The sequence below is a fragment of the Amycolatopsis sp. NPDC045836 genome, assembly GCF_056431745.1.
This window is the reverse complement of record NZ_JBWKKF010000048.1, coordinates 1-14,365: the sequence shown is the minus strand read 5'-3', so window position 1 is coordinate 14,365 and position 14,365 is coordinate 1. Positions and strand designations below refer to the sequence as shown.

The 14,365-nt window shown below is 74.7% G+C and carries 2 protein-coding genes; both read right to left on the bottom strand.

The window, feature by feature from the left end:
- A partial coding sequence (locus AC07EG_RS39930; RefSeq protein ID WP_478258488.1) for a type I polyketide synthase occupies positions 1 to 1,736 on the bottom strand: 1,736 nt, incomplete at its 3' end.
- Between the two features lie 50 nt (positions 1,737 to 1,786).
- Positions 1,787 to 14,365 (bottom strand): SDR family NAD(P)-dependent oxidoreductase (locus AC07EG_RS39925; protein WP_478258487.1); only part of this gene is annotated, 12,579 nt, incomplete at its 5' end.

Here is a 14,365-nt window from a genome sequence, read left to right as displayed (position 1 = left end):
ACAAAAGCCTCCCGAAACACCACAGAAGACTCCAACAACCCCAACGCCATCCCCACCCACTGCGAACCCTGACCAGGAAACACAAAAATCGGGCGATCGGCGCCACGCAGCGGATTTCCCCGGATCACCGCGGGATTCGGGGCACCGCGGGAAAGGGAAGCGAGCGCCGCGCACAGGGCTTCGCGGTCGTCGCCGACCAGGACGGCCCGGTGGTCGAAGGTGGTACGGGTGGTGACCAGCGAGTGCGCGATCTCGGCCGGGCGCACCTCAGGATTTTCCTCCACATAGGACAGCAGCCGGGTGGCCTGTGCGCGCAGCGCGTCATCGGTCTTCGCCGAGAGCAGCCAGGGCAGCGCACCGGTGTGGTCGATTCCGGCCGGTTCCCGCTCGGGAGCCTGTTCGAGGATGACGTGGGCGTTGGTCCCGCTCACCCCGAACGACGACACCCCGGCCCGCCGCGGACGACCCACCTCCGGCCACCCCACCGGCGAAGTCACCAGCTCCACCGACCCAGCCGACCAATCCACCCGGGACGAAGGAGCGTCAACGTGCAAAGTCTTCGGCACCACACCCCGCCGCAGCGATTCGACCACCTTGATCACCCCCGCCACCCCGGCCGCCGCCTGCGTGTGCCCCAGATTCGACTTCACCGAACCCAGCAACAACGGACGCACCCGACCCCGCCCATAAACCGCCAGCAACGCCTGCGCCTCAATCGGATCACCCAACCGCGTACCCGTCCCGTGCGCCTCCACCACATCCACATCGGACGGTTCGAGACCAGCCGCGGCCAGGGCGTCACGGATGACGCGGACCTGCGACGGTCCGCTGGGCGCGGTCAGCCCGCTGCTGGCCCCGTCCTGGTTGACCGCCGAACCCCGGAGCACGGCGAGGATCCGGCGGTTGTTGCGCACCGCGTCCGAGAGCCGTTCGACCACCAGCACACCGACGCCTTCGCCCCAGCCGGTGCCGTCGGCCGCGTCGGCGAACGCCTTGCACCGCCCGTCCGGGGCGAGCCCGCGCTGCCTGCTGAAGCTGACGAAGCCCTCCGGGGTGGACAGCACGGACACCCCACCGGCCAGCGCCAGCGAGCACTCCCCGGCCCGCAGCGCCCGCGCCGCCAGGTGCAGCGCCACCAGCGAGGACGAGCAGGCGGTGTCGACGGTGACCGCCGGGCCCTCCAGGCCGAGGTGGTAGGACACCCGGCCGGAGAGCACGCTGCCGGCGTTGCCGATGCCGATGTGCCCTTCGAGTTCGCCGGGCGCGTCCACCAGCAGCGCGGGGTAGTCCCGGCCGTTGGTCCCGGCGAAAACCCCGGTGCGGCTGCCCTTCAGCGTTCCGGGAGCCACACCCGCGTCTTCGAGCGCCGCCCAGGAGATCTCCAGCAGCAGCCGCTGCTGCGGGTCCATCGCCAGCGCCTCACGCGGCGAGATGCCGAAGAAACCGGCATCGAAACCGGCCACGTCGTCGAGGAAACCACCCTCCCGCACATACGACCGGCCCGGCCGATCCGGATCCTCGTCGAACAGGTTCGCCAGATCCCAGCCACGATCAGCCGGGAACCCGGTGAGCGCGTCGGTACCGGATTCGAGCAGGCGCCAGAGCTCCTCCGGCGAACCGGCCCCGCCGGGCAGGCGGCAGCCCATGCCGACGATGGCGATCGGTTCCCGCGCTTCGTCGGTGAGCTTGCGGTTCTGCCTGCGGAGGCGCTTGACCTCCTTCAGCGAGTCCCGCAGCGCTTCGACGATCTCCGCCTGCGACGTCTGGCTCATCTTCCGCTCCGTCATCAGTCGAGGTCTTCCCTGGCCAGGCGAACCAGGTCGGCGGCGTCCATGCCGTCGATCCGGTCGGTGTCGCCGTTCGCCCGCTGCTCACCCGTGCCGCGGCCGAGCCCGAGCAGTTCGTCGAGCAGGCCGGCTTCGGCCAGCCGCGCCAGCGGGATGGTCGCCAGCAGGCGGCGGACCTCGGCCTCCCGCGGATCACCCCCGCCGTCCTCGCCCAGCAGCTGCCCGGCCAGCCAGTCGGCCAGCGCGGCCGGGCTCGGGTGGTCGAAGATCAGCGTCGGCGGCAGGCGCAGGCCGGTGCGGGCGGTCAGCTGGTTGCGCAGTTCCACCGCGGTGAGCGAATCGAAGCCCAGTTCGAGGAAGCCCCTGGCGACTTCGACCGCGTCCGCCGAGTCGTGGCCGAGCACCTCGGCCACGTGCGCGCAGACCAGGTCCAGCACCAGGCGGTGGCGTTCGGCCGGGTCCGCCCCGGCCAGCCGCGCCACGAGTTCGGGCACGGCGTCCGGCTCGGCCCGGCGGGCCGCGCCGGCCGCCGGGACCGGCCCGGCCACGGTTTCGAGCAGGGCGCTCGGCCGGGTGGTGGTGAACGCGGGCACGAAGCTCGGCCAGTCCACATTGGTCACCAGCAGCGTCGGGTCGCCGGTGCCCAGCGCGGCGAACAGCTCGCTCACCGCGTGCTCCGGGGCCATCGGCAGCAAGCCGTTGCGGCGCAGGCGGCTCTGGTCGACCCCGTCGAGCTGGGCCATGCCTTCGCCTTCCCACCAGCCCCACGACACCGACAGCGCGGGCAGCCCGTCGGCGCGGCGGCGCTCGGCCAGCGCGTCGAGGAAGGCGTTCGCCGCGGCGTAGTTGCCCTGGCCGGGGCTGCCGACCGCACCCGCCATGGCGGCGTAGAGCACGAACGCGGACAGGCCGAGGTCCCTGGTCAGCTCGTGCAGGTGCAGTGCGGCGTCCGCCTTCGGCCGCATCACCTCCGCGATCTTCTCCGGGGTCAGCGTTTCGAGCACGCCGTCGGCGACCACCCCCGCGGTGTGCACGACGGCGGTCAGCGGGGCGTCCCCGGGAATGCCCGCGAGCAGTCCGGCGACGCTGTCCCGGTCGGCGATGTCGCAGGCCACCACGGAAACCCGGGCGCCGAGCCCGGTCAGCTCGGCGGCCAGCGCGCCGGCACCGGGCGCGGCCGGGCCGCGGCGGCTGACCAGCAGCAGGTGGTCCGCGCCCGCGGCGGCCAGCCGCCGGGCGACGTGGCCGCCCAGCGCGCCGGTGCCGCCGGTGATCAGCACGGTGCCGCGGGGAGCCCAGTCGGGCCCGGGAGCCACCGGTTCCGCCCGGACGAGCCGCCGGGCGAGCACCCCGCGATCGCGGACGGCGAGCTGGTCCTCCCCGGCGGCGTCGGCGAGCACCGCGAGCACGCGGTCCCGGTTGGCCTCGGTGAACGACGACGGCAGGTCGATCAGGCCGCCCCAGCGGCCCGGGTACTCCAGCGCCGCCACCCGGCCGAGGCCCCACAGCTGGGCCTGGGTCAGGCTGCCGACCGGCTCACCGGGTGCGGTGGCGACCGCACCGCGGGTGGCGCACCACAGCGGTGCGTCGATCCCGGCGTCGCCGAGCGCCTGGAGCAGGACCACGGTGGCCGACAGGCCCAGTGCCGCGGACGGGTGCCCGGGGTGCGGGCGTTCGTCCAGGCCGAGCAGGGAGAACACCCCGGCGATCGCCGAGTTCCCCACGGCCGCGGTGATCCGCGCGGCGGCGTCGTCCCGGTCGCCGGCCGGGTCCAGGCACACGGTGCTCGCCTCCGCGCCGCCCCAGGTGAGCAGGTCGGCCTGCCAGTCGCCGTACCCGGTGCTTTCGGCGCCCTCGGGCAGCACCACCAGCCAGTGCCCGGCCAGCACGGGCTTGCCGATCACCGCCGGGGTGCGCCACTCCACCCGGTAGCGCCAGGACCGCTCGGCCGCCGGCCGGTCCGGCGCGTCCAGCCAGTAGCGCCGGCGCTGGAAGGCGTAGGTGGGCAGCTCGACCCGCACCGCCCCGGTACCGGCGAAGAAGTCCGTCCAGTTCGGACTGATCCCGTGCGCGTGCAGCCTGCCCAGCGCGTTGAGCAGCGTCACCGGCTCGGGCCGGTCCTTGCGGCAGGCCGGGACGAGCACCGCCTGGTCCCCGGCGCTGTCCCCGGCCATCGCGGTGGCCACGCCGTCCGGTCCCAGTTCGGCGAACACGCCCACGCCGTGCGTGGCGAGCCACCGCACGCCGTCGCCGAAGCGGACCGCGTCCCGGACGTGCCGCACCCAGTACCCGGGCGAGGTGACCTCCTCGGTCACCGGCCGGCCGGTCAGGTTGGACACCAGCGGCACCGACGGCTCGTGGTAGGTCAGCCGCCCGGCGACCGCGGTGAACTCGTCGAGCACCGCCGCCACCAGCGGCGAGTGGAAGGCGTGGCTCACCCGCAGGCGCTTGGTCTTCGCACCACGGGAAGCGAGCGCTTCGGCGACGGCGAGCACGGCGTCCTCGGCACCGGAGAGCACGGTGGCGGTGGGGCCGTTGACCGCCGCGATGCCGACGTCTACGGCGTCCGCCAGCAGCGGCAGCACCTCCGCTTCGGCTGCTTCGACCGCGACCATGGCACCGCCGCCGGGCAGCGCCTGCATCAGCCTGCCCCGCGCGGCGACCAGCGTCGCGGCGTCGTCCAGGTCCAGCACACCCGCGACGTGCGCGGCGGCCACCTCGCCGATCGAGTGGCCCAGCACGTAGTCGGGTTCGATGCCCCAGTGCGCCAGCAGCCGGAACAGCGCCACCTCGAAGGCGAACAGGCCCGCCTGGGTGTAGACGGTCTGGTCGAGCAGCTCACCCGCCACCTCGTCGAAGACCACCGCCCGGACCGGGTGCTCGACGTGCCCGGCCAGCTCCGCGTCGAGCTTGGCGCACACCTCGTCGAACGCCTCGGCGAAGACCGGGTGAGCGGCGTGCAGTTCACGGCCCATGCCCGCCCGCTGCGCTCCCTGACCCGAGAAGACGAACGCGCACTTGGTGTCGCGTTGTTCACCGCGCACCAGGTTCGACGCCACCCCGCCGTCGGCGAGGGTGTCGAGGGCCCGCAGCAGTTCGCCGCGGTCCCCGGCGTTGATCACCGCGCGGTGTTCGAGCGCGGCCCGGGTGGTGACCGACGAGTACGCGAGATCGGTGAGCGCGAGCTCGGGACGGTCGGCGAGCCACCGCGACAGCGCCCGGGCCTGGCCTGCCAGCGCGTCCGCGCTCCTGGCCGAGAGCGCCACCGGCACGCGGTCCAGCGAGCGCGTGCGTTCGGGCGCTTCGGTCACCGGCTCGGGTGCTTGCTCCACGATGGCGTGTGCGTTGGTGCCGCTGATGCCGAACGAGGAGATGCCCGCCCGGCGGGGGTGCCCAGTCTCCGGCCACGGCACCGCGGTGCCTGCCAGTTCCACCGCACCGGCCGTCCAGTCCACGTGGGACGAAGGCACCCCGGCGTGCAGGGTCTTCGGCACGATGCCGTGCTGGATGGCCAGCACCATCTTGATCACCCCGGCCGCCCCGGCCGCGCCGAGCGTGTGCCCGAGGTTCGACTTCACCGAGCCCAGCAGCAGCGGGCGGTCCTCGCGGTGTTCGCGGCCGTAGGTGGCCAGCACCGCCTGCGCCTCGATCGGGTCACCCAGCGAGGTCCCGGTGCCGTGTGCCTCGACCACGTCGACTTCGGCGGCGCTGAGGTCCGCGCTCGCCAGCGCTTCGCGGATCACCCGCTGCTGCGACGGGCCGTTCGGCGCGGTGAGCCCGTTGCTGGCGCCGTCCTGGTTGACCGCGGAGCCACGCCACACCGCGAGCACCGGGTGCCCGTTGCGCCGGGCGTCGGACAGCCGCTCCAGCAGCAGGACGCCCGCACCCTCGGCCATGCCGAAGCCGTCCGCGTCGTCGGAGAACGCCTTGCACCGGCCGTCCGGCGCCACGCCCCGCTGCCTGCTCGCCGCGATCAGCGTGCGCGGGGTGGCCAGCACGGTGGCACCGCCCGCGAGCGCCAGCGTGCACTCCCCCGACCGCAGCGCCTGCGCGGCGAGGTGCAGCGCCACCAGCGAGGACGAGCACGCCGTGTCGACGGTCATCGCCGGGCCTTCGAGCCCGAGCGCGTAGGAAACCCGGCCGGAGAGCACGCTGGCGCCGGTGCTGGTCACCAGGAAGCCCTCGTCCGCCTGCGGCAGGTGCTCGGCCAGCGCCGAGTAGTCCTGGCCGCTGGTCCCGGTGAAGATGCCGGTCCGGCTGCCGCGCAGCGAATGCGGGTCGACGCCGGCGCGTTCCAGGACCTCCCAGCAGGTTTCCAGCAGCAGCCGCTGCTGCGGGTCCATCGCCACCGCTTCGCGGGGGCTGATGCCGAAGAACCCGGCGTCGAACTCGGCCGCGTCGTGCAGGAAACCGCCTTCGCGGACATAGGTCTTGCCCGGCTGGTCGGCGTCCGGGTGGTAGATCCCGGCCAGGTCCCAGCCGCGGTCGGCGGGCAGCCCGGTGATCGCGTCACCACCGGCTTCGAGCAGCCGCCACAGGTCCTCCGGCGACCGCACCCCACCGGGGAAGCGGCAGCTCATCGCCACGATCGCGATGGGCTCGGCGGCCGGGGCGGCGGTGACCGGCCCGGTCTCCGCCGGGGTGGTGCCGAACAGTTCCGCCAGCAGGTGCCCGGTGACCGCGAGCGGGGTCGGGTGGTCGAAGACCAGCGTGGCCGGCAGGCGGAGACCGGCGCCGGCCTGCAGCCGGTTCCGGAACTCGACCGCGGTCAGCGAGTCGAAGCCCACCTCGCGGAACGCCCGCCGCGGGCCGATCGCCTCGGTGCCGGTGTGCCCCAGCACGGCGGCCGCGGTGGTGCGCACCAGGTCCAGCAGGACCTCGCGGCGCTCCGCCTCCGCCGCCCCGGCCAGGCGCACCGCCAGCGGGGAGCCCTCCGGTTCGGCGGCCGCGGTTCTCGCGGTCGTGCGGACCAGCCCGCGCAGCAGGTGCGGGAGGTCACCGGCCCGCGCCAGCGCCCGCAGGGCGGTGAAGTCGAGCCGGGTCGGCACCACCACCGCGGCGTTCACGGCCGGGGCCGCGTCGAACAGGGCGAGGCCGTGCTCGGCCGGGATCTCCAGCGTGCCGTTGCGCGCCAGGCGGGCCAGGCCGGTCTCGCCGAGGCCGGCCGACTGCGTGCCGCGTTCGGCCCACAGCCCCCAGGCCAGCGACTGGGCGGGCAGCCCCCGGGCCCGCCGGTGCTCGGCGAGCGCGTCGAGGAAGGTGTTCGCCGCGGCGTAGCTGGCCTGTCCCGGTGAGCCGAACACCCCCGCGCCCGAGGAGAACAGGACGAACGCCGACAGGTCCAGCCCGGCGGTCAGCTCGTGCAGGTTGACCGCACCGGCCACCTTCGGCCGCAGCACGGTGTCCAGCCGCTCGCCGGTGAGCGAGCCGACGACGCCGTCGTCGAGCACCCCGGCCGCGTGGATCACCGCGGTCAGCGGGTGGGCGGCGGGCACGTGGGTCAGCAGGTCCGCCAGTGTCGTCCGGTCGGCCGCGTCGCAGGCTTCGATGCTCACCGTGGCGCCGAGTTCGGCGAGGCGGGCGCCGAGGGCACCGGCGCCGGCCGAGCGGATGCCGCTCCGGCTGGTCAGCAGCAGGTGCCGCACCCCGTGCGCGGTCACCAGGTGTTCGGCGAGCCGGGCGCCGAGCGCGCCGGTGCCGCCGGTGATCAGGACCGTGCCGTCCGGGTGGAAGGCGGGCGGCTCCTCCGACGGGCGGGTGCGCGCCAGCCTCGGCACGCGGAGTTCGCCCGCCCGCACGGCCACCTGCGGTTCACCGGAAGCGACGGCGGCCGGGACCAGGTGAGCCGACGCCTCGTGGGCGTCCACGTCGACCAGGACCAGTCGTCCGGGGTTCTCGGACTGGGCCGAGCGCACCAGGCCCCAGATCGGGGCCTGCGCCAGGCCCGGCACGCCGTCGCCGGTACCGGTGGTGACCGCGCCCGCGGTCTGCACGACCAGGCGCGCGTCGGCGAACCGGGCGTCGTCCAGCCACGAGCGCAGCAGGCCGAGGGTGCGCCGGGCGTGGGCGCCCGCCGCCTCCGCGGTGGTGCCGCTGTCCTGCGCCGGGGGCACCACGACGAAGCCGGGGGCGATCTCACCGGCGTCGATCGCGGCACCCAGTGCCGCCAGGTCCGCGTACCGCTCGCCGAGCACCACCCCGTCGCCCGCCGCCGTGGCCGGGCGCGGCAGGCCGATCCAGTCCAGCCGGAACAGGGCGTCACCGTGGCCGAGCTGCGCCCGGAAGCCGTCGACCGGGCGGAATTCGACCACGGCGGTCAGCACCGGGGCACCGGTCCCGTCGGTGGCGGTCAGATCCAGCGCGCCGGAGGCGGTTTCGCCGAGGCGGACCCGGAGTTCGCGAGCGCCGGTGGCGTGCAGGACGACGTCACGCCAGTGCACGGCGATCGAGTCGTCCGGAGCACCACGCAGCACCGCGGCACCCCGCAGCGCGGCGTCCAGCAGCAGCGGGTGGATGCCGAAGTCGCCGGTCTCCTCCGGCAGCGCGAGTTCGGCGAACAGCTCACCGTCGCGCTGCCACGCCGCCCGTGCGCCGTCGAGGGCGCCGTGTGCCAGTTCCGTGGCGCCTTCGGGCGGCCACACCGCGAATCCGGCGGGTGCCGGGCCCTCGCTTGTGGTCAGCACCCCGCTGGCGTGCCGCGTCCACGGGTCGCCGGAGTGATCGCTTTCGGGCTGCGCGTACACCGCGACGGCGCGGTGGCCGTGCTCGTCCGGCCCGCCCACGGTGACCTGGAGCCGGACGCCGCCGTGCTCGGGCAGCACGAGCGGGGCTTCGACGGTCAGCTCACCGAGGCGGTCGCCGCCGGACTCCTCCCCGGCGTGCAGGGCCAGTTCCACGAAGACGGCGGGCGGCACCACCGGCACCCCGGCCACCGGCCGGTCGGCCAGCCACGGCTGGGTGTGCGCGGACAACCTGCCGGTGCGGAGGAACCCGTCGAACTGCGGGACGGCCACCGCCGCCCCGAGCAGCGGGTGACCGGCTTCGGCGAGCCCGGCGGAGGTGACGTCGGCGGCGGCCGACGGCCGGTCGAGCCAGAACTCCCGGCGCTGGAAGGCGTAGGTCGGCAGGGCGAGCTTCCGCGCCCCGGCCGGGAACACCGTCGTCCAGTCCACCGCGACGCCGCGCACGTGCGCCTCGGCGAGGGAGGTGGCGAACCGGTCCTCGCCACCGTCGTCGCGGCGCAGCGTGCCGGCCACACCGGCGTCCTCGGCGGTCTCCCCGATGGCGCCGAGCAGCACCGGGTGCGGGCTCGATTCGACGAACGCGGTGTGCCCGTCGGCGGTGAGCGCGCGGATCGCCTGCTCGAACCGCACCGGTTCACGGGCGTTGCGGTACCAGTACTCGGCGTCCAAGGTGGATGTGTCGATCGGGGCACCGGTCACCGTGGAGTAGAACGGGATCGAGCCCGTCCTCGGCGCCACCGGCGCCAGCTGCTCCAGCAGCCGGTCGCGGAGGCGGTCGATCTGCGCGGTGTGCCCGGCCGCGTGCGCCCCGCGGATGCGCCGGGCGCGGACACCGGCGGCTTCGAGTTCGGCCATCAGCTCGCCGAGCGCCTCCGGCTCACCGGCGACGGCGACCGCGGCCGGGGCGTTGATCGCCGCGACGGACAGCCGGTCACCCCAGCGCGCCAGCCGTGGCGCCAGGTCGTCCGGTGAGGCGGACACCGACACGACACCGCCCCGCCCGGAGAGCTCCTCGTCGATCAGGCGCGAGCGCAGGGCCACCACCCGGGCGGCATCGGACAGCGACAGCGCACCCGCGACGCAGGCGGCGGCCACCTCGCCCTGGGAGTGCCCGACCACGGCGGCCGGGGTCACCCCGCGGGAACGCCAGAGTTCGGCCAGCGACACCATCACCGAGAACAGCACCGGCTGCACCACGCGCAGGCGGTCCAGCGGCGGGGCGCCCGGCTCACCGCGGAGCACGGCCAGCACGGAGAAGTCGACGAACGGGCGCAGCGCCTCGTCGCATTCGTGCAGCCGCGCGGCGAAGACCTCCGACGAGGCGAGCAGGCTGGTGGCCATCTCCGGCCACTGCGAGCCCTGGCCGGGAAAAACGAAGGCGACCTTGCCGCGCACCGCGGCACCACGCACCAGGTTCGGCGCGTCGGTGCCCCCGGCCAGCGCGTCCAGCCCGGCGAAGAAGTCCTCCGGGGTACGGCCGAGCACGGCGGCGCGCTGCGCGTGCGCGGTCCTGGTGGTGGCCAGGGAAAGCCCGATCGAAGCCACGTCGACCGCGTCCAGGCCGCGCAGGTGCTCGCGCAGGCGCCCGGCCTGCGCCCGCAGCGCCGGTTCGGTCTTGCCGGAGAGCACCCACGGCAGCGCTGTGGCCGGGGTGACCGGCTCGGGTGCCACCCCGGCCGGCTCGGGCGGCTGTTCCAGCACGACGTGCGCGTTGGTGCCGCTGATGCCGAAGGAGGAGACCCCGGCTCGGCGGGGACGCCCGTGCCGCGGCCACCCGCGGGCCTCGGTCAGCACGCGCACCCCGCCCTGCGACCAGTCCACGTGCGGGGACGGGGCGTCCACGTGCAGCGTCTTGGGCAACGTGGCGTGCCGCATCGCCTCGACCATCTTGATCACCCCGGCCAGGCCGGCGGCGGACTGGGTGTGGCCGAGGTTCGATTTGACCGAGCCCAGCCACAGCGGGTCCGCTTCGGCGTGCTCGCGGCCGTAGGTGGCCAGCAGCGCGTGCGCCTCGATCGGGTCCCCGAGCGCGGTGCCCGTGCCGTGCGCCTCGACCACGTCGACGTCCCGGCCGGTCAGCCCGGCGTCGGCCAGCGCCTGCCGGACCACGCGTTCCTGCGAGGGACCGTGGGGCGCGGTCAGCCCGTTGCTCGCCCCGTCGGAGTTCACCGCGGAACCGCGCACGACGGCCAGCACCGGGTGGCCGTGCCTGCGTGCGTCGGACAACCGCTCCACCAGCAGCATCCCGACGCCTTCGGACATGCCGGTCCCGTCGGCGGCCGCGGCGAAGGACTTGCACCGCCCGTCCACCGCGAGCACCCGCTGCCTGCTGAAGGTGACGAACGGCTCCGGGGTGGACATCACCGAGGCGGCGCCGACCAGCGCCATCGTGCACTCCCCGCCACGCAGCGCCTTGGCCGCCTGGTGCAGGGCGACCAGGGACGCCGAGCAGGCGGTGTCCACGGTCATCGAGGGGCCTTCGAACCCGAAGGTGTAGGACAGCCGTCCCGAGACCACGCTGCCCGCGGTGCCGGTGGCCTTGTACCCCTCCAGATCCGGCGGGGCGCCGTCGAGCAGGGCGCCGTAGTCCTGCCCGTGGGTACCGGCGAACACGCCCACCGGCGCGCCCCGCAGGGAAACCGGGTCGATACCGGCGCGTTCGAAGACCTCCCACGCGGTTTCCAGCAGCAGCCGCTGCTGCGGGTCCATGGCCAGCGCCTCACGCGGGTTGATGCCGAAGAACTCGGCGTCGAACCGGCCGAGGCCCTCGATGAAGCCGCCTTCGACCAGGTAGGTCTTGCCGGGCTTCTCCGGGTCGGCGTCGTAGAGCCCGCCGGGGTCCCAGCCGCGGTCCGCCGGCATCGGGCCGATCGCGTCGACCTCGTCGGCCACCACCTGCCACAGCCGCTCCGGCGAGTCCACCCCGCCGGGGAAGCGGCAGCTCATCGCCACGATCACCACGGGATCGTCCGAAGTGGACCGGACCGCGGGCACCGGCGCGGCGGGTCCGGCCGCGGTGCCGAGCAGTTCGGTGGCGAGGTGGGCGGCGAGCGCGTCCGGGGTCGGGTGGTTGAAGATCAGCGTGGGTGGCAGCCGGAGCCCGGTGGCGCCGGAGAGCCGGTTGCGGAATTCGACGGCGGTGAGCGAGTCGAAGCCCAGTTCCTTGAAGCTGCGCCCGGTGCCGAGGCCGGCGCCGGTGCCGTGGCCGAGCACGGCCGCGGCGTGGGTGAGCACCAGCTCGGTGAGCACGCGGTCCCGTTCTTCGCCGGGCAGCGGCGCCAGCCGGCGGGCCAGCGGTGAACCGTCTTCGCCCGCGCCCGTCTCCGCCACCCGGCGGGGCCGGGCGCGGACCAGGCCGCGGAACAGTTCCGGCACGGTTTCCCGGGCGGCGAGCACCCCGGTGTCCAGGCGCACCGGCACGAGCGCCGCTTCGGGGCTCGCGGTCGCCGCGTCGAGCAGGGCCAGCCCCTCTTCGGCGGTCATCGCGACCGTGCCGCCCCTGGCCATCCGGGCCAGGTCGGTACCGGCGAGCCTGCCGCCCATCCCGGCGGCCTCGGCCCACATCCCCCACGCCAGGGACACCCCGGGCAGGCCACGGGAGCGGCGGTGCGCGGCGAGCGCGTCGAGGAAGGCGTTGGCGGCGGCGTAGTTGCCCTGGCCGGGGGTGCCGAAGATGCCGGCGGCGGAGGAGAACAACACGAAGGCGGACAGGTCCAGGTCCGCGGTCAGCTCGTGCAGGTTCAGCGCGCCGTCCAGCTTCGGCCGCAGCACCCGGTCGAACTGGTCGCCGGTGAGCGCTTCGACGATGCCGTCGTCGACCACGCCGGCGGTGTGCACCACGGCGGTGAGCGGGGGTTCGAGGTCCGAGAGCACCCCGGCCAGCGCGGCGCGGTCGGCCACGTCGCAGGCGGCGAACGTGGTGTCGGCGTCGAGCGCGTCGAACTCGGCCGTCACCTCGGGGCTCGGCGTGCTCCGGGAAACCAGCAGCAGGTGCCGGACTCCGTGGGTGGTCACCAGGTGCCGGGCGACCAGCCTGCCCAGCCCGCCGGTGGCCCCGGTGACCAGCACCGTGCCGTCGCGGTTCCAGCGCGCGCCGGGGTTCGGCCCGGTGCGGGCGAGCCGCGGCACGGTGAGCCTGCCCGCCCGGATCGCCACCTGCGGTTCGCCCACCGCGATCGCGTCGGGCAGGGCGAGGAAGGAACTGTCCTCACCGTCGAAGTCGACCAGGGCGAACCGGCCGGGGTGTTCGGACTGCGCGGACCGCAGCAGGCCCCACAGCGGTGCCTGCGCCAGGTCCGGCGCGCTCCCGGCGCCGGTGGTCACCGCGTTCCGGGTGACCAGGACCAGCCGTGAGCCGCCGAACCGGTCGTCGGCCACCCAGGACCGGATGAGGGCGGCGGTTTCGGCGAGCACCGCCCTGGCCGCACCGGGGAGTTCGTCGTGCGCGGGTGTGCAGGCGAAGGCGACCACGTCGGGGATCGGTTCACCCGATTCGACAGCGGTGCCCAGCGAGCCGAGATCGGCGTAGCTGCCGGCGTACTGCCCGGAGGCGGTGAGCCAGTCACCCATGCGTGGTTCGCCCGCGCTCAGCACCGCCCAGCGGACGGGCCGCGCCGCGGTGGACGGCACCGCGGTCCAGTCCACCGCGTACACCGGCGCGGTGGTGGCCGGACGCAGCTGCTCGGCCGAGACGGGCCGCAGCACCAGGGCTTCCACGGAGAGGACCAGCGCACCGGTTTCGTCGGCGGCGGTCAGCGTCACCGTGTCGTCGCCGGAAGCCGCGAGCCGGACCCGCAGCGCCCGTGCCCCGGTCGCGTGCAGGGTCACCCCGCTCCAGGCGAAGGCGAGCCGCCGCCGCCCCGGTTCGAGCACACCGAGGTCGACCCCGTGCACCGCGGCGTCGAGCAGCGCGGGGTGCACGGCGAACCGGTCGGCGTCCACCTGTTCGGGCAGCCTGATTTCGGTGAACACCTCGTCGCCGCGGCGCCAGGCGGCCCGCAGGCCCTGGAAGGCGGGGCCGTAGTCCAGGCCGGTGGCCGCGAGCCGGTGGTAGAAGTCGTCGACGGGCAGCGGTTCCGCACCGGCGGGCGGCCAGCTCTCGAACGTCCCGTTCTCCGGCTCGGCGGCCGTCAGCACGCCGCGGGCGTGACGGGTCCACGGGCCGTCTTCGTACTGTCGCGAGTGGACGCTGACGCCACGGCCATCGGCGTCGACGACGACCTGGAGCTGGGTGTCCTTGCCGTCGAGCAGCAGCGGGGCTTCGAGGGTCAGCTCGTCGAGGCGGTCGCAGCCGAGTTCGCGGCCCGCACGCAGGGCGAGTTCGACGAAGGCGGAACCGGGCACGATCACGGTGCCGTGCACGACGTGGTCGTCGAGCCAGGAACCGGTGCCGCCGGCGAGCCGTCCGGTGAGCACCAGGCCGTCGCCGTCGGCCAGTTCCACCGAGGCGCCGAGCAGCGGGTGCGCGGCGTCGGCCTGCCCGAGCCCGGCCGGGTCGCCCGCGCCGGGAACGGAGTCGAGCCAGTACCGTTCGTGCTGGAAGGGATAGGTGGGCAGGTCGACCCGCCGGGCACCGCGGCCGTCCAGCACCGCCGTCCAGTCGACTTCGAGACCACGCGCGTGCACCTCACCGGCCGAGCGCAGGAACCGGTCGTACCCACCGTCGTCCCGCCGCAGCGTGCCGGTCACCACACCGTCCACAACGGACTCTTCGATGCTCATCGTGAGCACGGGGTGGGGACTGATCTCGATGAAAGCCTTGTACCCTTCCGCGTTCAGCGCGTTGATCGCGTCACTGAACCGGACGGTTTCACGCAGATTCCGATACCAATACTC